Raw genomic sequence first — 21,800 nt, 5'->3', positions numbered from 1 at the left:
TTCTATTTATGGCAAAAACTACAACCCGAAAACCTCCAGTTAGAAGAAAACCTATCAAGAAAAAGAAGTCTTTTTTTTCTCCAAAATTTGTTGTTATAGCGGTTTTAGTTTTGGGATTATTTTTCGGACTTTATCATTATCGTAATGCTATTCTGTATTATTTTAGTTTTAAAACCGATAAAGTTCTCAAGGATGATAAAGTTGCACAAGCCAGAATTTACCAAGTTTTGCAAGCTCACAAGCAAATGACTTTTGGATTTGATGTGTCGCAATTTCAAGGCGAAATTAATTGGAAAGAAGTCTATTCGATAGAAAATAAATTTCCGTTGCGTTTTGTTTTAATTCGGGCAACCGCAGGAAATGACAAACAAGATTCTCAGTACAATAACAATTGGGAAGGAGCTAAGGAGCAACATTTTATTCGTGGTGCTTATCATTATTATCGTCCCAACGAAAACTCTCTTGAGCAAGCACTGAATTTTATAAAAACGGTCAAACTACGAAAAGGCGATTTGCCACCAGTTTTAGACATCGAAAAATTACCCAAAAATCAATCTATTGATAGTTTAAAAGTTGGCTTAAAACGTTGGCTTAAAAAAGTTGACGAACATTATAAAGTAAAACCAATTATTTATACTGGCGAAAAATACTATGAAGATTTCTTGAAAGAAGAATTTAAAGGCTATACCTTTTGGGTTGCCAATTACAATTTTTTTGTAGAAAACATCAAAGACGATTGGTTGTTTTGGCAGTTTACAGAAAAAGGAAGAATAAAAGGAATCAATGAACGAGTTGACATTAACATCTATAACGGAACGCCAAAAATGTTAGAGTATTTGACAATTACTAATTGATTATTTTTTGAGTAATTGAAATTATAAAAGAACAAATCCAAAAAAGAACATCATTCCAATCAAAAAATAAATAGGAGTTGGAATGCGCAAAATTAAAAGTTGTACCGTAAATAGGATTAGGTTTATCAACAATTAATCTTTTGTCTTCTTTGTTGTAATAAAACAATTTACACTTCCAATTATTTGAATCTTTTTGCCATTTATCTTAACTTTCTTTATCTGGCAATAGCATAGTTCTAGATGTCTAAATCAACTTTTGGAACATTAAAATCGATTTTGGTTTTGCGAAGCTCAAAGTTTTGACCTAAATAAACTCTTCTTACCATTTCGTCTTCAACCAATTCTTCTGGTTTTCCAGCTTTTAAGATACCGCCTTCAAACATTAAATAGGTTTTGTCTGTAATGGCTAATGTTTCTTGAACGTTGTGATCGGTAATAAGAATTCCAATATTTTTGTTTTTTAATTGCGCTACAATTCGTTGAATATCTTCTACAGCAACAGGGTCAACTCCGGCAAAAGGTTCGTCCAAAAGAATGAACTTTGGATCGGTTGCGAGGCATCGTGCAATTTCTGTTCTACGACGTTCTCCTCCAGAGAGTAAATCACCGCGATTGGTGCGAATATGTTCTAAACTAAATTCATCAATTAAACTTTCCATTTTTGCAATTTGCTCTTCCTTAGATAGTTTAGTCAATTGCAAAACGCTTAAAATATTATCTTCAATGCTCAATTTTCTAAAAACTGATGCTTCTTGTGCCAAATAACCAATTCCGTTTTGTGCACGTTTGTACATCGGAAACTCGGTAATGTTCATATCATCAAGATAGATATTTCCTGAATTTGGTTTAACCAAGCCTACAATCATGTAAAAAGAAGTCGTCTTTCCGGCACCATTTGGTCCTAAAAGCCCAACAATTTCTCCTTGATTTACTTCGACAGAAATTCCTTTTACAACGCTTCTACCTTTGTAGGTTTTTACTAAATTTTCTGCTCTTAATTTCATCTTTAATTAGATAATTAGATAATTTGAAAATGAGATAATTAAAAAATTAACTCAATTATTTTTTTTTAAACAAATTAAATTAAAAATTATCAATCAGATTAATGAATTAACATATTATTGCATTTTCTAATTATCTAATTGAATAATTATCTCATTATCTAATTGTTTTCTAAAGCTTCCCAAAACTCGTATGCTCTTCTCAAATGAGGTACTACAATTGTTCCGCCTACTAAAGTAGCAATTCCCATAGCTTCCATCATTTCTTCTTTAGTAACGCCTTCTTTATGAGATGTTTCTAAATGATATTTGACACAATCATCGCAACGCAATACTGCCGAAGCTACCAATCCAAGTAGTTCTTTGGTTTTTACATCAAGCGCGCCTTCAGCATAAGCATTGGTATCTAAATTGAAAATGCGTTTAATAATTTTGTTGTTGTCTGCCAGTAACTTTTCGTTCATTTTAGAACGATACTCATTGAATTCTTTAACTTGGTTGCTCATTTGTTTTTTGTTTTTTAGCTACAACAGCAGCAATTATTATACTTACTTCATACAAAATCAATATTGGTATAGAAACAATAACTTGACTCGGAATATCTGGTGGTGTTACTATTGCAGCAACTATTAATATGATTACAATTGCAAATTTTCTGTATTTTCTTAAAAAATCGGGTGTTACCAAACCAAGTTTTGCTAAAAAGTAAACTATTATAGGTAATTCAAATACTAATCCGCTTGCAACTAACGAGGTTTTTACCATACTTGTATAGGAGTCAATACTAAATTGGTTTACAATAGTGTCACTCACATTAAAGGTTCCGAAGAAATTTATAGAAAGTGGAACAATTATATAGTATCCAAAAACAACACCTATAAAAAATAATAATGATGAAACAATTACAAAAGCTCCAGCATGTCTGCGTTCATGTTCATAAAGCGCCGGACTTATAAATTTCCAAAGTTCCCAAAGAATATAAGGAAAAGCTAAAATAAATCCAGCCGTAATTAAAGTCCATAAATACATAGAAAATTGACCTCCTACTTCGGTATTCTGAATAATAAACGAAAATTCAGTCGCACAAGCATAAGTATCATCTACACCGAAATAATGCGTTACTTCACAAAAGAATTTGTAAGTAACAAAATTGGGGTCTTTTGGACCAAAAATTATTGTGTCAAATATAAATCCGTCTATAAAATAACAAGCACACGATAGCACAATTATTGCAATTGAACTTCGCACCAATAACCATCTTAAATCTTCAAGATGATCCATGAAAGACATCTCTTTAAGTTCTTTTTTTGCCATTATACAATTCCTTCTTTTAAAATATCGTGTAAATGTATCACTCCTTTATATTGGCCATTGTCAACAACCACCAATTGGGTAATAGAAAAATCTTCTAAAATATTTAGTGCATCACTAACCATATCAGTTGATTTTATTGTTTTCGGATTTTTGGTCATAATATCCTTAGCTGACAATCCAGTTATTGTTTCCGTTTTATTTAGCATTCTTCTAATGTCGCCATCGGTAATAATTCCGATTACCTTATCATTTTCTATAACGGCTGTAACGCCAAGTCTTTTTTCAGAAATTTCTACAATTACATTTTTAATACTTGATTCTGGCGTTACCATCGGCTTGTGCGTATTGTCGAGCATGTCGTTAACACGCATCAATAATTTTTTACCCAATGCGCCACCAGGATGATATTTTGCAAAATCTTCGGCAGTAAAATCTCTCATTTCCATTAGACATACAGCAATAGCATCGCCCATTACTAATTGTGCCGTAGTACTATTAGTTGGAGCCAAATTGTTAGGACAAGATTCACTTTCTACATAAGTATTTAAAGTGTAATCTGCTTCTTTACCAAGATAAGAAGTTGTGTTTCCTGTGATTGCAATAAGTTTGTTTCCAAATCTTTTTAATAAAGGAACCAGTACTTTTATTTCTGGACTGTTTCCACTTTTTGAAATACAAATTACGGCATCTCCATCTTGTACCATTCCTAAATCCCCATGAATTGCTTCAGATGCATGAAGAAATAACGAAGGAGTTCCAGTAGAATTTAATGTGGCAACAATTTTTTGAGCGATAATCGCACTTTTTCCAATTCCTGTCACTATCAATCTTCCTCTAGAATTATAAATAATTTGGACAGCTTCAACAAAGCTATTGTCAATGTAATCAGTAAGTTTTGCTATTGATTGACTTTCAGAAAGCAAGGTCTTTTTTGCCGAATCAATAATATTTTCTTTAGTTATCAAAATAGATTTGTTATAAAATTTGTATGAGTAAAAGAAATTTGTATATTTATGGTTGCAAATTTATGTAAAAATACTATTAAGTAAGAATGAATTCAAACGAAATTGACATCCACAAGGAATTAAAAAAATATTTTGGTTTTAACCAATTCAAAGGTTTACAAGAACAAGTTATAAAAAGTATTTTAGCAAAAGAAAATACTTTTGTGATTATGCCTACAGGTGGCGGAAAATCATTGTGTTATCAATTGCCATCACTTGTTCAAAACGGAACTGCAATTGTGGTTTCGCCTTTAATTGCCTTGATGAAAAATCAAGTTGATGCCATTAGAAGCGTTTCTACCAACGACGGAATTGCACATGTGTTAAACTCATCGCTAACAAAAACCGAAATTAATCAGGTTAAAAAAGATATTGTTTCGGGAATTACCAAACTATTATATGTTGCGCCAGAATCGTTAACTAAAGAAGAATATGTAGAATTTCTTCAAAGTGTACCTATTTCTTTTGTAGCCATTGACGAAGCGCATTGTATCTCAGAATGGGGTCACGATTTTAGACCAGAATATAGAAATTTGCGTTCTATTATTAAGCAACTTGGCGACGTTCCTGTTATTGGTTTAACAGCTACTGCAACCCCAAAAGTGCAAGAAGATATTCTTAAAAATCTTGACATGTCTGATGCGACAACTTTTAAAGCATCATTTAATAGACCAAATCTATATTACGAAGTAAGAACTAAAACTAAAAATATTGAATCGGATATTATTCGATTTATTAAACAACATAAAGGAAAATCGGGAATTATTTATTGCTTAAGCCGTAAAAAAGTAGAGGCAATTGCCGAAGTACTTCAAGTAAACGGTATAAGCGCCGTGCCATATCATGCTGGTTTAGATGCTAAAACTAGAGCCAAACATCAAGATATGTTTCTTATGGAAGATGTAGATGTAGTTGTGGCAACAATTGCATTTGGAATGGGAATTGACAAACCAGATGTACGTTTTGTAATTCACCACGATATCCCAAAATCGTTAGAAAGTTACTATCAAGAAACTGGACGTGCTGGTCGCGATGGTGGCGAAGGTCATTGCTTGGCTTACTATTCGTATAAAGATGTAGAAAAATTAGAAAAATTTATGTCGGGTAAACCAGTTGCCGAACAAGAAATTGGTTATGCACTTTTGCAAGAAGTCGTAGCTTATGCAGAAACTTCTATGTCTAGACGTAAATTTTTATTACATTATTTTGGAGAAGAATTTGATGGCGAAACCGGCGAAGGTGCCGATATGGATGATAATGTTCGTAATCCAAAAGCCAAAGTAGAAGCTCAAGATAACGTTGTTAAACTTCTTGAAGTAGTTCGAGATACCAAATATTTATACAAATCAAAAGAAATTGTTTTTACTTTAATAGGAAGAGTAAATGCAACCATAAAAGCCCATAGAACAGATGCTCAGAGTTTCTTTGGAACAGGAAAAGATCAAGAAGAACGCTATTGGATGGCACTAATCCGTCAGGTTTTAGTTGACGGAATGTTAACTAAAGATATTGAAACTTACGGAATTTTGAAAGTTTCAGATAAAGGACATAATTTTATAAAAAAACCTCACTCGTTTATGATGAGTGAAGATCACGAATACAATGAAGCCGAAGACGATGCTATTGTAACTGCTGCAAAATCATCAGGTACTGCAGATGAAGCTTTGATGGCAATGTTGCGAGACTTGCGTAAAAAAGTAGCTAAAAAATTAAGTGTTCCTCCATTTGTGGTTTTTCAAGATCCATCTCTAGAAGATATGGCATTGAAATATCCAATATCAATGGATGAATTAATTAATATTCATGGAGTTGGTGAAGGAAAAGCTAAAAAATATGGTAAAGAATTTATAGAATTAATAAGTCGTTATGTAGATGATAATGATATTATTAGGCCAGACGATTTAGTAGTAAAATCTACAGGTGTAAATTCGGCCAATAAATTATATATTATTCAAAATATCGATAGAAAACTTTCTCTAGAAGATATTGCCAAAGCTAAAGGAATGAAAATGGACGATTTGTTGAAAGAAATGGAACAAATTGTTTACTCAGGAACCAAATTAAACATTAAATATTGGGTTGATGAAATGCTAGACGATGATCAGCAAGAAGAAATTCATGATTATTTTATGGAATCAGAATCGGATAATATTGAAGCAGCGCTAAAAGAATTTGATGGCGATTATGACATCGAAGAATTACGATTGATGCGAATTAAGTTTATTAGCGAAGTAGCGAATTAGTTGAGAGTTACGAGTTGCGAATTTAAAGTTTTAAAACTCGCAACTCGCAATTTTTTAACCCGAAACCAATTCTCCACGATGGGGTTTTAAAGCATCACGAACCTGAAGCATGTTTTCGTCGGTAACTACCATAAAAGCAATAGCATACATATCGTTTAAAGATTCAAATCCAGTAATATCTATTGGTAATTTCTCAATAGCAATGTATTCTTTCAAATGAATTTCGTGATGTTGGGCAGTTTTCTCAGATGCTGGTCCACGAAAATCCCAAATTAGTTTTATTTTTCTTGACATTTTAGATTTTTTCTAAGTAAGATTGATTTTTAAAAATTCGTGAAATTTCGACCAACTTAATTTTGTGTAATTTCGTAAAATTCATGACACTTTTTTTAATTAAAATTGTTGTTCTATTGCAAAATTACAATAACAATTTTCAAATTACTATTTTTGTCAAAAATTACCTTTATGCCTCGCGAAATTCAAACCCAAGTCTCACCAGAAGTTGCTCACAACGAATCATTACTTAATGAACATGTTGCTAAGTTATTCAACACTTCTGTAAAAGAAATTCAAAAGGTTGTTGTTTTAAAACGTTCTATAGATGCACGTCAAAAAGCCATAAAATTTAATATAAAAGCCGATGTTTTTTTTGTTGGAGAAGCACTTACTTCACAAAAAATTGAACTTCCAAACTATAAAAATGTTTCCAATTCGCAAGAAGTAATCGTAATTGGTGCTGGTCCAGCCGGATTATTTGCCGCTTTACAATTGATAGAATTAGGTTTAAAACCAATAGTTATTGAGCGAGGAAAAGACGTTCGTGGACGCCGAAGAGATTTAAAAGCCATAAATGTTGATCATATTGTAAATGAAGATTCCAATTATTGTTTTGGAGAAGGTGGAGCAGGAACGTATTCTGACGGAAAATTATATACGCGTTCTAAAAAGCGTGGTGATGTAGATAGAATTCTAAAATTATTAGTAGCTTTTGGAGCTTCCGATGCTATTTTAGTTGAAGCACATCCGCACATTGGAACCAATAAATTACCTCAAATTATTCAAGATATTCGTGAGAAAATTATCGAATATGGCGGACAAGTTTTATTTGAAACAAGAGTTACTGATTTTATTGTAAAAAACAATGAAATTCATGGAATTACAACGCAATCTGGTGATACAATTTCTGCCAATAAAGTTATTCTTGCAACAGGACATTCTGCTAGAGATATTTTTGAATTATTAGATAAAAAGAAAATTTTCATAGAAGCCAAACCTTTCGCATTAGGTGTTCGCGCAGAACATCCGCAGGAATTAATTGATAAAATTCAATATTCTTGTGATTTTCGAGGTGAATTTTTACCACCATCGCCTTATTCTATTGTGAAGCAAGTAAATGGTCGCGGAATGTATTCTTTTTGCATGTGTCCTGGTGGCGTAATTGCTCCGTGCGCTACAAGTAATGGCGAAGTTGTAACTAATGGTTGGTCGCCTTCTAAACGTGATCAAAGTACAGCCAATTCTGGAATTGTAGTCGAATTAAAATTAGAAGATTTCAAACCATTTGCTAAATTTGGAGCTCTTGCCGGAATGGAATTTCAAAAATCTATCGAACAAAAAGCATGGCATTTGGCTGGACAAACTCAAAAAGTTCCAGCGCAACGAATGATAGATTTTACTCAAAATAAAGTTTCAGCGGATATTCCAAAAACTTCGTATGTTCCTGGAACGACTTCTGTAGAAATGGGACAAGTTTTTCCAGGATTTCTAACTCAAATCATGAGAGAAGGTTTTAATGAATTCGGAAAATCAATGCGCGGTTACATGACAAACGAAGCCATTCTTCATGCTCCAGAAAGTAGAACTTCATCGCCAGTTAGAATTCCCAGAGATGATGAAACGTTGGAACATGTTCAAATAAAAGGATTGTATCCTTGCGGCGAAGGTGCAGGTTATGCAGGTGGAATTATTTCGGCAGCTATCGATGGTGAAAAATGTGCTTTGAAAATTGCTGAGGTTTTAAAGAAATAAAAAAAAATCGCCCAATTTCTTGAACGATTTTTTACTTGAATTAACAATTATTTCTTTTTCAATCTATCTTTAAAAACCTTTTCAAATTTTTCGATTTTTGGTTGAATTACCATCTGACAATAAGGTTTGTCTTTATTATTTTCATAATAATTTTGGTGGTATTCTTCGGCTTTGTAGAATTTTTTGAAAGGTTCCAAAGTGGTAACTATTTTGCTAGAATACACATTAGAAGCATTCAATTCGTCAATAATACTTTGCGCTGCTTTTTTCTGTTCTTCATTTTTGAAGAAAATAGCCGAGCGATATTGCGTTCCAACATCAGCACCTTGACGGTTTAAAGTTGTAGGATCGTGAACGGTGAAAAATACTTTGAAAATCTCGTCTAAATTAGTGACCGATTTATCATAAGTGATTTCTACAACTTCGGCTGCGCCAGTTCTACCAGTACAAACTTCTTCATAACTTGGATTTTCAACTGTTCCGCCAGCAAATCCTGAGGCAACACTTTTTACACCTTGAAGGTTTTCATAAACAGCTTCAACACACCAGTAGCAACCGCCACCAAGAACTATAGTTTCTAAATTTCCTTCACTTTTTGTAGCAACAACGCCATCTGGAACAAAATCTAATGAAATAGCATTCATGCAATATCTTTTTCCTGTTGGTTCTGGTCCATCGTCAAATAAATGTCCTAAATGACTGTCGCATCGTCCGCAAAGTGCTTCTGTGCGTTTCATTCCGTACGAATTATCATCTTTAAATGTAATACTTTCTTTGTTTTCTTGTTCAAAGAAACTTGGCCAACCGCAACTGCTAGTAAATTTTTGATTGGATCTAAACAATCTATTTCCGCAAGTGGCACAATAATAAGTTCCTTTGGTTTCAGAATTCCACATAGTCCCAGTAAATGCTCTTTCGGTGTCGGCTTGTCGTGCAACGGCATATAAATCTGGCGATAAAATTTTCTTCCATTCGGCATCAGAAACATTTAGTTTTTTGGTGTCGGTATTAGAATAGTAAGGATTTTCGGGTTTAGAAATAACATTTTCCATAGCGATTGTTTTTGTTGTTTTTGCTGAGTTTTGTTTATTTGATGATTGTCCGCACGCATTCAAAACGAATAGAGGTAACAGGACCAAAAGATTGAAAAGTGATTTTGAATTTCGCATAGCATTCATTTTTAAATTATAGTACAAATTTACAACAGATATACGAGGCAAAATGTCTTATAGTTTACAAAATGAGTTCCTTTAAGGAAAGTTTAACGGATGTGGAGTTTATCAATTTCTAATAATAAGTTTGAATTGTATTCACAACTATATTTCTTCAATGCTGCTTCAAGATATTGAATGTATTCTTTAGTAAATATATCATCAGATTTACTTAATTTGTCAAATATGTTTTTCTTTATCTTGTTTACATCATCTATACAAAATGATGCGATAGCCTCGTAATAATCTAAATTTTCTATATTTTTTTCTTCATTATTTTGAAGAACTTCGACAAAAGATTCATCAGGGAATTTTGAAATTGCTAAAAAAGAGTTGTCGATATTTTGATGAAATAATGGTAAATCGTTTTTATTTTGAAAATTAGCTAACGTAGCTAGTGTTTCTCTTGAAGGGTATTTAGTTGCAAAATATTTTACTTTATCATAATTGTCAAACTCATAATTATTTAAATTGAATATTATGTTAAGTGTAATTGGAGCTATTTCTTCTGAATCTAATACTGCAAAATTTAGTTCTTTCAAAAGATTATCTATTTCTTTTTTAGTCCACTTTGTATTAACTTCAAATTGATATTCTTTGATTTCTTTACGTGTATAATTTTCTTTGTTGAATTTTATATTTTCTATTTTTTCGTTTTGATAAAATATATAACTATATAATTGACCGGCTAAAGTAGAATTGTAACCCATACATCCAGTTTGAATGTGTATTTCTTCTTGATTATTTAAAAATGTTTTAAATAAGGTTAAAATTTTATTAAATTTTCTATCAACTAAAATAGCAGACATATAATTTTTCACAACATTATTACCATTTTCAGCCATAAAAAGAACTTCAGAGTCTGTTGCAATTTTATTTAATTCAGAATAGAGTAAATAAACTTGACTTTCCTGACCATTGTAACCAATATTTTGACTTTCAATTTGTTTTTTTGTATTTAATTCTTGGTAAATAATGTTTGCTTTTTCTGAAAGTTGCGAAAAAGAAAAATACGGAATAATGAGTACGATTAATAAAAAAAATATTTTCATATCGTATTTAACTTTAGAAATTGAAGACATTAACTTTTTCAGTAATTCCAGAAGTTTTGGTTGGATTGTGTGAGTTTGTAACATCTAAAATTTGATTTGTCAATTTTAAAAAGATTAGATAAATAAGACAATGTTAGTACATCTAAAGTTCGAAGTTCTAAAGAAATTTTTTTGATTGTTTCTAAACCATAAACTTCCTTTATTATATTCCAATCGCTCATTAATCCAAATTCTAGAACCTTGTAAATAATTTGTAATTTAGATTTGTCAAAATCCAAAGCATTTTTATCTACATCCCAGAAAAGATGCGAGGAAAGATTTTCTATCGAATAGGAATTTGCCATATAACAAAAATAGTGAATTTAGTTATTTAATACAAATATAATTTCACGACTTCAACACTCGTTAAACTTTTCACAAACTCAAATATCTACATAAAAGCGAAAATATTTTCGTATTTTTGACCATCTTATTATACGTATGAAGGAAGAACAAGTAATATTAGTCAACGAAAATGATGAGCCAATTGGCTTGATGAATAAATTGGAAGCTCATGAAAAAGCAGTTTTGCATCGTGCGTTTTCGGTTTTTGTTTTAAATGATAAAAACGAAGTCATGTTACAACAACGTGCGCATCACAAATACCATTCGCCTTTATTGTGGACCAATACTTGTTGTAGTCATCAACGTGCAGGAGAAACCAATATCGAAGCAGGAAAACGCCGTTTATTTGAAGAAATGGGTTTTAAAACTGAGTTGAAAGAACTGTTTCATTTTATCTACAAAGCTCCATTTGATAACGGTTTGACCGAACATGAACTAGATCACGTTATGATTGGATATTCTAACGAAGAACCAAACATTAATGAGGAAGAAGTAGAAAGTTGGAAATGGATGACTATTGAAGACATCAAAGAAGACATGATTCAAAATCCTGAGATTTACACCGTTTGGTTCAAAATTATTTTTGACCAATTTTATCATTATCTCGAAGATCATAAACTATAAAATTTAAGATTAAGGAATTTTGATTTAGGATTTTAAGTTCTAATTCAAAATCCTAAATCCTTTAATCACAAATCCTAAATCAAAATGAAAGTTACCGTTTCAAGAAAAGCACATTTCAACGCAGCTCACAGATTATTCCGAAAAGATTGGACGATGGAACAGAACGATGCTATTTTTGGCAAGTGCAATAATCCTAATTTTCACGGACACAATTACGAATTAATTGTTTCGGTTACTGGCGAAATTGACCAAGAAACTGGTTTTGTTGTTGATGTGAAAATACTTTCAGATTTGATAAAAGAACATGTCGAAAATGCTTTTGATCACAAAAATTTGAATTTGGATGTTACCGATTTTGCAGATTTGAATCCAACAGCCGAAAATATTGCAGTCGTAATTTGGAATAAACTAAGAAAATATATTGACGCAAATAAAGAATTAGAAGTAGTTCTTTATGAAACACCACGAAACTTTGTAACCTATAAAGGAAACTAAAATGGCACTAAAAGTAGGCGACAAGCTTCCCAATTTTAAAGCAAAAGATACCAACGGAAATATTTTTGATAGTCAAAATTATATTGGAAAACAACCACTTATAATTTATTTTTATCCTAAAGATGAAACTAGAGTTTGCACCGAACAAGCGTGCAGTTTTAGAGATAATTATCAGGAATTTATAGATTTGGGCGCCGAAGTTATTGGTATCAGTGCCGATTCTGTTCAGTCGCATTTAAAGTTTAAAAGCAAATTCAATCTTCCATTTATTTTACTTTCTGATAACGATAAAAAACTCCGTAAACTTTTTGGAGTAGAAAATGATTTTTTAATTATTCCAGGTCGTCAAACTTTTGTTGCCGATGAAAAGGGCATTATAGTTTTGGTTTTCAATAGCATGCAAGGAAAAATACACATTAATAAAGCATTGAAAATTTTGAAGGAATTGACAAAATAGTATTTTTAAAATTTCGCATCTTTGTACTTTAACAAAATCTAATGAAAATTTATCCATTGCAATTTCAACCCATTCTGAAAGATAGAATTTGGGGCGGAACAAAGTTAAAAACTTATCTAAACAAACCAATTACAAGTGAAATTACTGGCGAAAGCTGGGAAATCTCTACCGTTGAAAATGATGTTAGTATAATTGCAAACGGATTTTTTAAAGGAAAATCGTTAAACGAATTGATAAATGAATTTCCAGAAGAAGTTTTAGGAACAAAGGTTTACAAGCAATTTGACAAACAATTTCCATTACTTTTTAAATACCTTGATGCTCGCGAAGATTTGTCCATTCAAGTGCATCCAAATGACGAGTTGGCAAAAAAGCGTCACAATTCCTTCGGAAAAACCGAAATGTGGTATGTAATGCAAGCCGATGCCAATGCGAAATTAATAGTAGGTTTTAAAGAAAAATCATCTCCAGAGGAATATTTGAAATCTCTTGAAAACAAAACCATAATCGATATTCTTGATACTAAAAAAGTTAAAAAAGGTGATGTTTTCTTTTTAGCAACAGGAACGGTTCACGCCATTGGTGCAGGAACTGTTATTGCCGAAATCCAGCAAACATCTGATATTACCTATAGAATTTACGATTTTGATAGAGTAGACGCAAACGGAAATACACGCGAACTTCATGTAGATTTAGCTTTGGATGCTATCAATTATAATGTTGTTGATGCTCAAAAAAACTACTCGAAAGTTGAAAATGAAGCTAACGTAATGGTTGATTGTCCTTATTTTACTACGAATTTTATTCCGCTTGACGGCGCAATGAAATTTGATAAAAATAAAGAATCATTTTCGGTTTACATGTGTGTTGAAGGAAGTTTTGAGTTGCTTTATAAAGAAGAAAAATACGATTATAAAACAGGTGATACACTTTTAATTCCTGCAGAAATGACTGGATTTGAAATAAAAGGAAAAGCATCAGTGTTAGAAATTTACATTTCTTAACCCATATTACAAAGATTATGTGTAATTTTGCACCGAATTTAAAAAATAAAGAAAATGCCAAGCGTTAAAAATTTAAAAAAAGACATCAACTTCGTTTTAGGAGATATTATTGAAGCGGTTTATATTCACGAAATGACTAGCGAAGGAAAGCCTACAGAAGCTACTAATGCAGTTATAGATGAAGCGATTACATCTTTTGATGCTTTAATCGTTAAGGTTAATGCTAAAAAAGTAGAAAATAAAAAAGCGCATTTCAAACAAATCAATGTTGAATTAGAACAAACTGCTAATCAATTGATTGAAAAAATCAACGCACTTTAATTAAAAAAATCATTAAAAAAGTGTAAAAAAGTTTTGGAGATTTAAAAATCGATATTATATTTGCACCAGAAATGAGACCGGCCAGCGTAGCTCAGTTGGCTAGAGCAGCTGATTTGTAATCAGCAGGTCGTGGGTTCGAGTCCCTCCGCCGGCTCTTCGTTAAACCATCACAGCAATGTGGTGGTTTTTTTTATGAATAAAATTTAAACAAAAAATCCGTCTAATTAAAAAACTAGACGGATTTGATATTGTTTAGAAAAAATTATTTTCTCTTAATCACTCTTTCAACTGCTTCAACAATTGCTTGATTGTTTAGTTTGTATTTCTCCATTAATTGTTCTGGAGTTCCGCTTTCGCCAAATGAATCTTGAACGGCAACAAACTCTTGAGGTGTTGGGTTGTTTAAAGCTAGTGTTCTAGCAACGCTTTCGCCTAAACCACCAAGAATGTTATGCTCTTCTGCAGTAACCACACAACCAGTTTTAGCAACCGATTTTAGAATTGCTTCTTCATCTAAAGGTTTAATTGTGTGAATGTTTATTACTTCTGCAGAAATTCCTTTTGCTTCTAATGCTTCTGCTGCAATTAATGCTTCCCATACTAAATGTCCGGTTGCAATAATAGTTACATCTGTTCCTTCGTTTAATAAGATGGCTTTTCCAATTACGAATGGTTCGTCAGCAGGCATAAAATTAGGCACAACTGGACGTCCAAAACGCAAATAAGCTGGACCATGATGATCGGCTAATGCTAAAGTTGCCGCTTTAGTTTGATTGTAATCGCAAGTGTTGATTACAGTCATTCCAGGCAACATTTTCATCAAACCAATATCTTCTAATATTTGGTGTGTTGCTCCGTCTTCACCAAGTGTTAAACCAGCATGAGAAGCACAAATTTTTACGTTTTTATCTGAATATGCTACTGATTGACGAATTTGATCGTAAACTCTTCCTGTAGAAAAATTAGCAAAGGTTCCAGTAAAAGGAATTTTTCCACCAATAGTTAATCCTGCTGCAATTCCAATCATATTTGCTTCAGCAATTCCAATTTGGAAAAAGCGTTCTGGATGATTTTTTTTGAAATCGTCAAACTTTAACGAGCCAATTAAATCGGCGCAAAGTGCTACAACATTTTCATTTTTTTGTCCTAATTCGGTCATTCCTGCACCAAATCCTGAACGGGTATCTTTACTTCCTGTGTTTGTATATTTTTTCATTTTATATTTTTTTGCCGCTAAGGCTCGAAGTCACAAAGTTTTTTTTTTATAATAAATGATTATTCTTAATATCTAATATATACCTTCAATATTTATTTTTAATATTTAAGTCATACTACTGAACACTAAAACCTAATCAATGAACACTAAATTAATAATCTCCTAAAGTTGCTGCGTTTTGTCCTAATGCATTTGCTAATTGTTCGTCACTTGGTGCTTTTCCATGCCAAGCGTGTGTGTGCATCATAAAATCTACACCATTACCCATTTCGGTATGAAGAATTACACAAACAGGTTTTCCTTTTCCAGTTCTTGATTTGGCTTCGTTCATTCCGGCAATAATTGTTTCGATATTGTTCCCTTCAGTTATTTCTAAAACATCCCAATCGAAAGCTTCAAATTTAGCTTTCAAGTTACCCATGTTCAATACATCTTTAGTTGAACCATCAATTTGTTGACGGTTATAATCAACAGTTGCAATAAGATTGTCTACATTTTTTGCAGAAGCATACATTATAGCTTCCCAGTTTTGACCTTCTTGTAATTCGCCATCTCCAGTAAGAGCATAAACTAAATTATTATCATTGTTTAGTTTTTTTGCTTGTGCAGCACCAATCGCAACAGACAATCCTTGTCCTAATGAACCTGAGGCAACTCTAATTCCTGGTAAACCTTCGTGAGTTGTTGGGTGTCCTTGCAAACGCGTGTTTAATTTTCTGAAAGTTGCTAATTCTGATACTGGAAAATAGCCACTTCTAGCTAAAACACTGTAAAAAACTGGTGAAATATGACCGTTAGAAAGGAAGAATAAATCTTCATCAATTCCGTTCATATCGAAACCTTCTTTTCTGTTCATTACTTCTTGGTAAAGCGAAACTAAAAACTCGGTACAGCCCAAAGAACCTCCTGGATGACCTGAATTTACAGCATGAACCATACGGAGAATGTCTCTTCGCACTTGTGTTGTTAAATCTTGTAGTTGTTGAATGTTAGACATTTTATGTAGTTAAAAATTATAATGGTGTAAAAGTAATTTTATTTTTTTGGTAGGGCAAAAGATTTTGTTATAAGTTATTAATACTCTTAATCTTTAAATTATATAACATTGAACAAATATTATGTAAAATTTATAATTACATCTTAGATAATTTTACAATTATAAAGATACCTGCTATGGAAAATTCAAAAAAAATATTTTATTTAGACGACGATTTAGATGATTTAGGCTTCTTTAAAGAAATTGGAGATGAATTAGGATATCAAGTTACAGTATTTCTTGATGGGAAACAAATGCTAAGAATACTAGATAATGAAAATGAACTCCCATCAATTATCATTTTAGATATTCACATGCCAGTTTTAAATGGTGAAGAAATACTAGAAATTATTAGAAAAAATGAAAAGCTACAAGATATTCCAATAGTAATGATTTCGGGTGCCTATCCAAAAAAATTAGTTAAAAATTACAATAATATAGGCGTTAGATATTTATTGAAAAAGAATAATTTTAAAGAGTTTAAAGAAGCTATTGAATTAGTTTTGGAAGATTCCTTATCGAATTAAGAGAACGTTAAGTAAAAAAATATATATTTTAACTTGAAGCTAGCAGTCACTTGTTTGATTGCTAGTTTTTTTATAAAAAAAAGTCCCACCGAAGCAGGACTAAAGATTTACATCTACGGCATATAGCCTTATTGTGATAAGATTAAAGATTAGAAATTTTAATCAACACAAATGTATAAATTAAATTTTAAATAAAACACGTATTTATACTTGTTTTTAATTCTAAACATTGTATTATTTTTACAATTGCAATAAATAAAAATATATTTTACCAAAATGCGGAAAACCGTAACATAGGTGTTTTAAAATTATTTACCTTTCAAAATTCTTACAAATATAGATTATTATGGCAAAGATTTTAGGATTAGATTTAGGGACAAACTCGATTGGTTGGGCATTAATCGATGATAAATTAAATAGAATTATAGGTATTGGAAGTAGAATTTTTCCAATGGGCGTTGAGAATTTAGGTGATGGCGATAATGAAATGTCTAAAAATGCAAGTCGAACAGGTGCAAGAGGAATTCGTCGTCAGTTTTTTAGAAGACGATTAAGAAAGAAAATTTTGCTTGAGGCGCTTTCAGAAAATAAAATGTGCCCAATTGACAAAAATGATTTTAATGATTGGAAAAAAACAAAACAATTTCCAACAGATAGACTTGCATCTTGGTTTGCATTAAATCCTTATGAATTGCGTCAAAAAGCAATAACTGAAAACTTATCTTTAGAAGAAATAGGTAGAATATTTTATCATTTAATTCAAAGACGAGGATTTTTGAGTAATAGTAGGAAAGGCGGTAATGATGATGGAGCTATTTTTAAAGGTAATGCAAAAGAAGGGAAAATAGGAATTGATGAAACGCTTGAAAGCATTGAAGGAAAAACATTAGGTTCTTATTTGTATGAAATTTATCCAAAAGAAAATGAGCCTTTTCAAGATGGATTGGAAAGAATCAGAAATAGATACACCACTCGCAAAATGTATATTGATGAATTTGAATTGATTTGGGATAAACAAACGCAATTTCATTCCGTTTTAAATGATGATTTAAAAACAAAATTTGGAGGCAGAAAGCAAGATAATTATGCAGATGACGGAATTTTGTTTCATCAGCGACCATTACGTTCGCAAAAGCATTTGGTTGGTAATTGTTCGTTTGAACCTACAAAAACCAAATGTCCGATAAGTGCTATTCCTGTTGAAATGTTTAGAATTTGGCAATGGGTAAATACTGTTGAGTATAACGGAAATAAAATTTCTCAAGTTGAAAAAGAAAAACTAATTGAACAATTACTTTTATCCGATAAAATTGAATTTAAAAAACTACGAAAAGCAATTGGCAAAGAAAGTGCCGAATTCAAATTCAATTATAAAGACGATGATAAAATTGTTGGAACGCACACAATCTCTAATCTGTCTAACAAAAAATTCTTTGGAAAACGATGGTTTGACTTTTCAGAAAAAGAGCAAGAAGATATTTGGCACGTTTTATATTTTTTTGATAGCAAATCAAATCTAAAAGAGTATGCTATTAAAAACTGGAATTTCACAGATGAACAAGCCATTGCAATTTCTAAATTCAATGTAAAAGATGGCTATGCGAGTTTGAGCAGAAAAGCAATTGCAAATATTTTGCCTTTTCTTCAGCAAGGCTATACTTATGATGTAGCAGTCGTTATGGGCGGTATTAAAAATACTTTTGGCGATAAATGGCAAAATGACACATCAGAAAATAATCAAAAACAATTAGATTTAATTGATAATGTTGAAGCAATTGTTAGGTCTAAAATTTCAGGTGGTTTTATAGATACAATTAAAGAAGAACTTAATAAACGTTTTGAGTTTAATGAAAAACAATTAAAAAAACTTTACCATCATTCAGCAACGATTGATGTTGCAGAATTATTAGAAAAATTGCCAGTTGGAAAAGATGCTGATAAAGAAATTCAAGTCATTAGAAATCCTATTGTAATTACTGCATTATTTGAATTACGAAAATTAGTAAACGAATTAATTGAAGAACACGGACAACTTGACGAAATAAAAGTAGAAATGGCTCGTGATTTAAAAATATCTAAATCGCAACGAAATAAAATTCGCAGAGACCAAAAACGATTAGAACGAGAAAACGACAGAGTTAAAGGTGAAGTTGAAAAATACACTAGAGTTTCTCACGATAACATTTTAAAATTCAAACTTTGGGAAGAATGTAAACAGACTTGTCCTTATACTGGAGTTGCAATTCCTGTTTCTAAATTATTTACAGGAGAAGTTCAAATAGAGCATATTCATCCTTGGAGTCGTTCGCTTAACGATAGTTTCAATAACAAAACCTTGTGTTATGCCGATGAAAATCGACGAAAAGGCGACAAAACTCCTTTTGAATTTTATGGCAATGATGAATTAGATTGGAGTGCAAGAAAAGAACGTGCCTTGAAATTATTTTCGGACACTAAGGAATATCCAAATTCTTATCAGAAATTTAAAAGATTTGTGCAACAGAAATTCGATGACGATTTCAGTTCAAGACAATTAAACGATACAAGATTTATAAGCAAAGAGGCAGCAACTTATTTGAAACAAATTTGCAAAAAAGTAAACGTTTCGCCAGGACAAATGACAGCCAATTTGCGCCAAAAATGGGGTTTGAATACGGTTTTGAATGATGAAAATGCCAAAACTCGTGAAGACCATCGCCATCATGCAATTGATGCACTTGTTATGGCTTGTGGCAAAACAAGTTATTTGCAAGAATTATCAAAATGGAATCGTTACAATAGAAATTATGATTTAAAAGATTTTCCAATGCCTTGGGAAACCTTTAGATTTGATGCAGAAAAAGCAGTAGATAAAATATTGATTTCGCATAAAAGAATTTCAAATGATATAACAATTAGATATACCAAAGTTGAAAAAAACGGAAAAACACATATCAATAAAGGCGTTGCTGCACGAGGACAATTGCATAAAGAAACCGTTTTTGGTAAAAGAAATTTTAATGGAGAAGAAGCATTTCACGTCAGAAAAGCAATTGATAGTTTAACAACCGAGAAACAATTAGACAAAGTGGTTGATGAATCTATTAAAAAATTAATTTTTAAAAGAATTAATGAACTAGGCGGATTTGTAAAAGGTACAATTCCTACAAGCACTTTTTTTATTGTTGATGAAAATGGAGTAAAACAACCACGAATTTTCTTGCCTAATAAAAATGGTAATCCAGTTCCTATTTTGAAAGTAAGAATGAAAGAAAATATTGGTGGAGCAGAAAAATTAAAAAATAATGTAAACCAATGGGTAAATCCTAGAAACAATCATCATGTACTTATTTACAAAGATGAAAAAGGAAACCTAAATGAAGAGGTAGTTACTTTTTGGACAGTAGTGGAGCGAAAAAGCAAAGGATTTCCAGCATATCAATTACCAGCAGACGGAAAAGAAATTGTAACGACTTTACATATTAATGATATGTTTTTATTGGGAATAAACGAAGATGAAATCAATTGGGAAAATCCGGATTATGATGTTTTGAAAGAGCAGTTGTATAGAGTTCAGAAATTATCTTCTAAATTTTATGAATTTAGACAAAGCTCTCAAGCATCAATTCAAAATAATTTTGAACCATTTTATAAAAGCATAAGAGGATTTGGAAATGGTAAAACAGGTTGGGAAACATTTAATCCAATCAAAGTAAAAATTTCAGTTTCTGGAAAAATTCAAAAGTTATGAACCGTTCCGATTTTTTAAAAGTACTAGGATTAGGTACGACAGGACTAATAATTCCTAATACCACTTGGTCACAAAAACCAGTAAAAATTTATGATAATTATGTCAAAGGTTTAGCGCATTATCAATTTGAAAAAATTAGAAAGCAACTTGATGTTGGTGTTGAATTACATTTAAAAAGAGAAAATACAAATGTATATGACAGTTTTGCTATTGAAGTTTATTTTAACGAACATAAACTTGGTTATTTAGCTGCATATGAAAATATTGCAATTGCAAATATGTTGGAACAAGGTGTAAAGTTCACAGCATTTGTTAGTAAGATAACAAGCAATGTCGAAAAAGTGTTTGACGGATTAGCTGTAGAAGTTTATACTAATATTATAATTGAAACCCCAAAAGTATTAGAAACCGATTTATTAGAAAAAAGAGCCGATGATGCTCATGATCAATATAGAAAAGGATATGTTTTGTAAAAATTATTTTTTCGTTGTAATTTTTGGTGTATATTTACACCACTAAATAATTTTATTATGTCAAGACAAAGTATCACTTTAGCCAATCAAAATGATGAATGGTTAAAACAACAAGTTGCCAACGAAGAATTTACAAGTAAAAGTGAAGCGGTAAATTATTTAATTCAACAAGCAAGAAAACAAGAAGAATACTATGAATTTGTGAGGATGAAAATTGAGTTAGGAGAAAAAAGTGGTTTAGCAAAAAAACAAACAAAAGAGGAAATGCTTGCCGAATTTAAAATGCGTTTGAATGTATAATTATGATTTGAGCGAAAAAGCCAAAGAGGATTTCTTGCGTATTTATGAATATGGAATTGGTCAGTTTGGTTTAGATCAAGCCGATAAGTATTTTGATATGATGTATCAATGTTTTGATAAAATAGCTTCAAATCCATATTTGTTTCCAGCTGTTTCAAACATTAAAACCAATTATCGAAAATGCGTTTGTGGTGTTGATGCGGTTTATTATAAAGTAACAGGTAATTCAATAGAAATTAATGCAATTATTGGAAGACAAGATTTTTAAAAGTTCATTGACATAAAATTTTCATAGTCTTAAACAGCCAAACCACAACTGGAAGTTATGGCATCTGCCTTGCAAAAGATGCAGTAACTTACAGTTGTGGTTTGATTAAAGATTAGAAAACACGATATTAGTTGTAGTTTCTTGACAACTTAAAGTATTGTTGTGGTTTGATTAAAGATTAGAAAACACGATATTAACAATAAAAGAAATGGCAATATTTGACATGTTGTGGTTTGATTAAAGATTAGAAAACACGAT

Annotated in this window: 23 protein-coding genes and 1 tRNA gene; 14 read left to right on the top strand and 10 right to left on the bottom strand. The window is 31.5% G+C overall.

The annotated features are described in order from the left end of the window. Positions 1–8 precede the first annotated feature (8 nt). Positions 9–854, top strand: coding sequence for a glycoside hydrolase family 25 protein (locus tag ACH2CG_RS07180; protein ID WP_395063647.1), 846 nt, complete (start codon positions 9–11; stop codon positions 852–854). A gap of 236 nt (positions 855–1,090) precedes the next feature. On the opposite strand, the gene lptB is transcribed toward ACH2CG_RS07180, so the two are convergent. The 4 genes from lptB to ACH2CG_RS07160 all read right to left on the bottom strand — a co-directional run bounded on the left by lptB (position 1,091) and on the right by ACH2CG_RS07160 (position 4,134). Beyond that, the gene (gene lptB, locus ACH2CG_RS07175; RefSeq protein ID WP_395063645.1) at positions 1,091–1,858 is read right to left on the bottom strand and encodes an LPS export ABC transporter ATP-binding protein; all 768 of its coding nucleotides are present in this window, start codon (positions 1,856–1,858) and stop codon (positions 1,091–1,093) included. A gap of 158 nt (positions 1,859–2,016) precedes the next feature. After that, positions 2,017–2,361 (bottom strand): carboxymuconolactone decarboxylase family protein, encoded by a 345-nt coding sequence (locus ACH2CG_RS07170; protein WP_395063643.1) that lies wholly within the window; start codon positions 2,359–2,361, stop codon positions 2,017–2,019. Further along, the gene (gene tatC, locus ACH2CG_RS07165; protein WP_395063641.1) at positions 2,345–3,169 is read right to left on the bottom strand and encodes a twin-arginine translocase subunit TatC; all 825 of its coding nucleotides are present in this window, start codon (positions 3,167–3,169) and stop codon (positions 2,345–2,347) included. Before tatC ends, ACH2CG_RS07170 begins: the two co-directional genes overlap by 17 nt. Next, positions 3,169–4,134, bottom strand: coding sequence for an SIS domain-containing protein (locus ACH2CG_RS07160; protein WP_395063639.1), 966 nt, complete (start codon positions 4,132–4,134; stop codon positions 3,169–3,171). The genes tatC and ACH2CG_RS07160 overlap by 1 nt, the downstream gene beginning before the upstream one ends. A gap of 86 nt (positions 4,135–4,220) precedes the next feature. Here ACH2CG_RS07160 and recQ point away from each other — a divergent pair, with 86 nt between their 5' ends. Beyond that, complete coding sequence (recQ, locus tag ACH2CG_RS07155; protein WP_395063637.1) at positions 4,221–6,416, top strand: DNA helicase RecQ; 2,196 nt, start codon at positions 4,221–4,223, stop codon at positions 6,414–6,416. Positions 6,417–6,470: 54 nt separating this feature from the next. Here the strand turns inward: recQ and ACH2CG_RS07150 are convergent, their stop codons facing one another. Continuing rightward, on the bottom strand, positions 6,471–6,710 hold the full coding sequence (locus ACH2CG_RS07150) for a hypothetical protein (protein ID WP_395063635.1): 240 nt from the start codon (positions 6,708–6,710) through the stop codon (positions 6,471–6,473). A 171-nt stretch (positions 6,711–6,881) separates the two neighbouring features. Here ACH2CG_RS07150 and ACH2CG_RS07145 point away from each other — a divergent pair, with 171 nt between their 5' ends. Further along, positions 6,882–8,444, top strand: a complete 1,563-nt coding sequence (locus ACH2CG_RS07145) for an NAD(P)/FAD-dependent oxidoreductase (RefSeq protein WP_395063674.1) — start codon at positions 6,882–6,884, stop codon at positions 8,442–8,444. 47 nt (positions 8,445–8,491) lie between these two features. On the opposite strand, the gene ACH2CG_RS07140 is transcribed toward ACH2CG_RS07145, so the two are convergent. The 3 genes from ACH2CG_RS07140 to ACH2CG_RS07130 form a co-directional block, all read right to left on the bottom strand. Further along, positions 8,492–9,613, bottom strand: coding sequence for a bifunctional methionine sulfoxide reductase B/A protein (locus ACH2CG_RS07140; protein WP_395063633.1), 1,122 nt, complete (start codon positions 9,611–9,613; stop codon positions 8,492–8,494). Positions 9,614–9,705: 92 nt separating this feature from the next. After that, positions 9,706–10,707, bottom strand: coding sequence for a hypothetical protein (locus ACH2CG_RS07135; RefSeq protein ID WP_395063631.1), 1,002 nt, complete (start codon positions 10,705–10,707; stop codon positions 9,706–9,708). Between the two features lie 38 nt (positions 10,708–10,745). Further along, the gene (locus ACH2CG_RS07130) at positions 10,746–11,051 is read right to left on the bottom strand and encodes a DUF6922 domain-containing protein (RefSeq protein ID WP_395063629.1); all 306 of its coding nucleotides are present in this window, start codon (positions 11,049–11,051) and stop codon (positions 10,746–10,748) included. A 136-nt stretch (positions 11,052–11,187) separates the two neighbouring features. On the opposite strand from ACH2CG_RS07130, the gene idi reads away from it, so the two are divergent. The 6 genes from idi (at position 11,188) to ACH2CG_RS07100 (ending at position 14,146) form a co-directional block, all read left to right on the top strand. After that, positions 11,188–11,715 (top strand): isopentenyl-diphosphate Delta-isomerase, encoded by a 528-nt coding sequence (idi, locus tag ACH2CG_RS07125; RefSeq protein ID WP_395063627.1) that lies wholly within the window; start codon positions 11,188–11,190, stop codon positions 11,713–11,715. Between the two features lie 84 nt (positions 11,716–11,799). Beyond that, entirely contained in the window at positions 11,800–12,210 is a 411-nt protein-coding gene (locus ACH2CG_RS07120; protein WP_395063625.1) for a 6-pyruvoyl trahydropterin synthase family protein, read from the top strand. A 1-nt stretch (position 12,211) separates the two neighbouring features. Next, a complete protein-coding gene (locus ACH2CG_RS07115) occupies positions 12,212–12,667 on the top strand; it encodes a peroxiredoxin (protein ID WP_395063623.1) in 456 nt (151 codons plus the stop codon). Positions 12,668–12,708: 41 nt separating this feature from the next. After that, positions 12,709–13,671 (top strand): type I phosphomannose isomerase catalytic subunit, encoded by a 963-nt coding sequence (locus tag ACH2CG_RS07110; RefSeq protein ID WP_395063621.1) that lies wholly within the window; start codon positions 12,709–12,711, stop codon positions 13,669–13,671. 54 nt (positions 13,672–13,725) lie between these two features. Continuing rightward, entirely contained in the window at positions 13,726–13,992 is a 267-nt protein-coding gene (locus ACH2CG_RS07105) for a hypothetical protein (protein ID WP_395063619.1), read from the top strand. 80 nt (positions 13,993–14,072) lie between these two features. Then, positions 14,073–14,146, top strand: a tRNA-Thr gene (locus tag ACH2CG_RS07100). A gap of 108 nt (positions 14,147–14,254) precedes the next feature. Here the strand turns inward: ACH2CG_RS07100 and ACH2CG_RS07095 are convergent. Together ACH2CG_RS07095 and ACH2CG_RS07090 are read right to left on the bottom strand one after the other, a co-directional pair. Continuing rightward, on the bottom strand, positions 14,255–15,208 hold the full coding sequence (locus tag ACH2CG_RS07095) for a transketolase family protein (protein WP_395063617.1): 954 nt from the start codon (positions 15,206–15,208) through the stop codon (positions 14,255–14,257). Positions 15,209–15,359: 151 nt separating this feature from the next. Next, positions 15,360–16,205, bottom strand: coding sequence for a transketolase (locus ACH2CG_RS07090; protein ID WP_395063615.1), 846 nt, complete (start codon positions 16,203–16,205; stop codon positions 15,360–15,362). 176 nt (positions 16,206–16,381) lie between these two features. Between ACH2CG_RS07090 and ACH2CG_RS07085 the strand changes: the two genes are divergently transcribed. The 5 genes from ACH2CG_RS07085 to ACH2CG_RS07065 all read left to right on the top strand — a co-directional run bounded on the left by ACH2CG_RS07085 (position 16,382) and on the right by ACH2CG_RS07065 (position 21,542). Then, on the top strand, positions 16,382–16,771 hold the full coding sequence (locus ACH2CG_RS07085; RefSeq protein ID WP_395063613.1) for a response regulator: 390 nt from the start codon (positions 16,382–16,384) through the stop codon (positions 16,769–16,771). Positions 16,772–17,117: 346 nt separating this feature from the next. Further along, positions 17,118–20,501 carry a type II CRISPR RNA-guided endonuclease Cas9 gene (gene cas9 / locus ACH2CG_RS07080; protein WP_395063611.1) on the top strand — a complete coding sequence of 1,128 codons (3,384 nt, stop codon included), beginning with the start codon at positions 17,118–17,120 and terminating at the stop codon, positions 20,499–20,501. Continuing rightward, positions 20,498–20,974, top strand: a complete 477-nt coding sequence (locus ACH2CG_RS07075; RefSeq protein WP_395063609.1) for an HIRAN domain-containing protein — start codon at positions 20,498–20,500, stop codon at positions 20,972–20,974. The genes cas9 and ACH2CG_RS07075 overlap by 4 nt, the downstream gene beginning before the upstream one ends. 57 nt (positions 20,975–21,031) lie before the next feature. Next, the gene (locus ACH2CG_RS07070; protein WP_395063607.1) at positions 21,032–21,274 is read left to right on the top strand and encodes a type II toxin-antitoxin system ParD family antitoxin; all 243 of its coding nucleotides are present in this window, start codon (positions 21,032–21,034) and stop codon (positions 21,272–21,274) included. Next, positions 21,267–21,542, top strand: a complete 276-nt coding sequence (locus ACH2CG_RS07065; RefSeq protein WP_395063605.1) for a type II toxin-antitoxin system RelE/ParE family toxin — start codon at positions 21,267–21,269, stop codon at positions 21,540–21,542. The genes ACH2CG_RS07070 and ACH2CG_RS07065 overlap by 8 nt, the downstream gene beginning before the upstream one ends. Positions 21,543–21,800 lie beyond the last annotated feature (258 nt).

The organism is Flavobacterium sp. (genome assembly GCF_043778725.1).
Taxonomy (GTDB): Bacteria; Bacteroidota; Bacteroidia; order Flavobacteriales; family Flavobacteriaceae; genus Flavobacterium.
Note: the sequence above shows the minus strand (reverse complement) of the source record. Positions and strands in the feature narration are given on the sequence as shown.

What these genes read in the sequence shown, in the direction of transcription:
- ACH2CG_RS07180 (WP_395063647.1), top strand. Translation starts at nt 9, where the DNA reads ATGGCAAAAACTACAACCCGAAAACCTCCAGTTAGAAGAAAACCTATC.
- lptB (WP_395063645.1), bottom strand. Translation starts at nt 1,858, where the DNA reads ATGAAATTAAGAGCAGAAAATTTAGTAAAAACCTACAAAGGTAGAAGC.
- ACH2CG_RS07170 (WP_395063643.1), bottom strand. Translation starts at nt 2,361, where the DNA reads ATGAGCAACCAAGTTAAAGAATTCAATGAGTATCGTTCTAAAATGAAC.
- tatC (WP_395063641.1), bottom strand. Translation starts at nt 3,169, where the DNA reads ATGGCAAAAAAAGAACTTAAAGAGATGTCTTTCATGGATCATCTTGAA.
- recQ (WP_395063637.1), top strand. Translation starts at nt 4,221, where the DNA reads ATGAATTCAAACGAAATTGACATCCACAAGGAATTAAAAAAATATTTT.
- ACH2CG_RS07150 (WP_395063635.1), bottom strand. Translation starts at nt 6,710, where the DNA reads ATGTCAAGAAAAATAAAACTAATTTGGGATTTTCGTGGACCAGCATCT.
- ACH2CG_RS07145 (WP_395063674.1), top strand. Translation starts at nt 6,882, where the DNA reads ATGCCTCGCGAAATTCAAACCCAAGTCTCACCAGAAGTTGCTCACAAC.
- ACH2CG_RS07140 (WP_395063633.1), bottom strand. Translation starts at nt 9,613, where the DNA reads ATGCGAAATTCAAAATCACTTTTCAATCTTTTGGTCCTGTTACCTCTA.
- ACH2CG_RS07135 (WP_395063631.1), bottom strand. Translation starts at nt 10,707, where the DNA reads ATGAAAATATTTTTTTTATTAATCGTACTCATTATTCCGTATTTTTCT.
- ACH2CG_RS07130 (WP_395063629.1), bottom strand. Translation starts at nt 11,051, where the DNA reads ATGGCAAATTCCTATTCGATAGAAAATCTTTCCTCGCATCTTTTCTGG.
- idi (WP_395063627.1), top strand. Translation starts at nt 11,188, where the DNA reads ATGAAGGAAGAACAAGTAATATTAGTCAACGAAAATGATGAGCCAATT.
- ACH2CG_RS07120 (WP_395063625.1), top strand. Translation starts at nt 11,800, where the DNA reads ATGAAAGTTACCGTTTCAAGAAAAGCACATTTCAACGCAGCTCACAGA.
- ACH2CG_RS07115 (WP_395063623.1), top strand. Translation starts at nt 12,212, where the DNA reads ATGGCACTAAAAGTAGGCGACAAGCTTCCCAATTTTAAAGCAAAAGAT.
- ACH2CG_RS07110 (WP_395063621.1), top strand. Translation starts at nt 12,709, where the DNA reads ATGAAAATTTATCCATTGCAATTTCAACCCATTCTGAAAGATAGAATT.
- ACH2CG_RS07105 (WP_395063619.1), top strand. Translation starts at nt 13,726, where the DNA reads ATGCCAAGCGTTAAAAATTTAAAAAAAGACATCAACTTCGTTTTAGGA.
- ACH2CG_RS07095 (WP_395063617.1), bottom strand. Translation starts at nt 15,208, where the DNA reads ATGAAAAAATATACAAACACAGGAAGTAAAGATACCCGTTCAGGATTT.
- ACH2CG_RS07090 (WP_395063615.1), bottom strand. Translation starts at nt 16,205, where the DNA reads ATGTCTAACATTCAACAACTACAAGATTTAACAACACAAGTGCGAAGA.
- ACH2CG_RS07085 (WP_395063613.1), top strand. Translation starts at nt 16,382, where the DNA reads ATGGAAAATTCAAAAAAAATATTTTATTTAGACGACGATTTAGATGAT.
- cas9 (WP_395063611.1), top strand. Translation starts at nt 17,118, where the DNA reads ATGGCAAAGATTTTAGGATTAGATTTAGGGACAAACTCGATTGGTTGG.
- ACH2CG_RS07075 (WP_395063609.1), top strand. Translation starts at nt 20,498, where the DNA reads ATGAACCGTTCCGATTTTTTAAAAGTACTAGGATTAGGTACGACAGGA.
- ACH2CG_RS07070 (WP_395063607.1), top strand. Translation starts at nt 21,032, where the DNA reads ATGTCAAGACAAAGTATCACTTTAGCCAATCAAAATGATGAATGGTTA.
- ACH2CG_RS07065 (WP_395063605.1), top strand. Translation starts at nt 21,267, where the DNA reads ATGTATAATTATGATTTGAGCGAAAAAGCCAAAGAGGATTTCTTGCGT.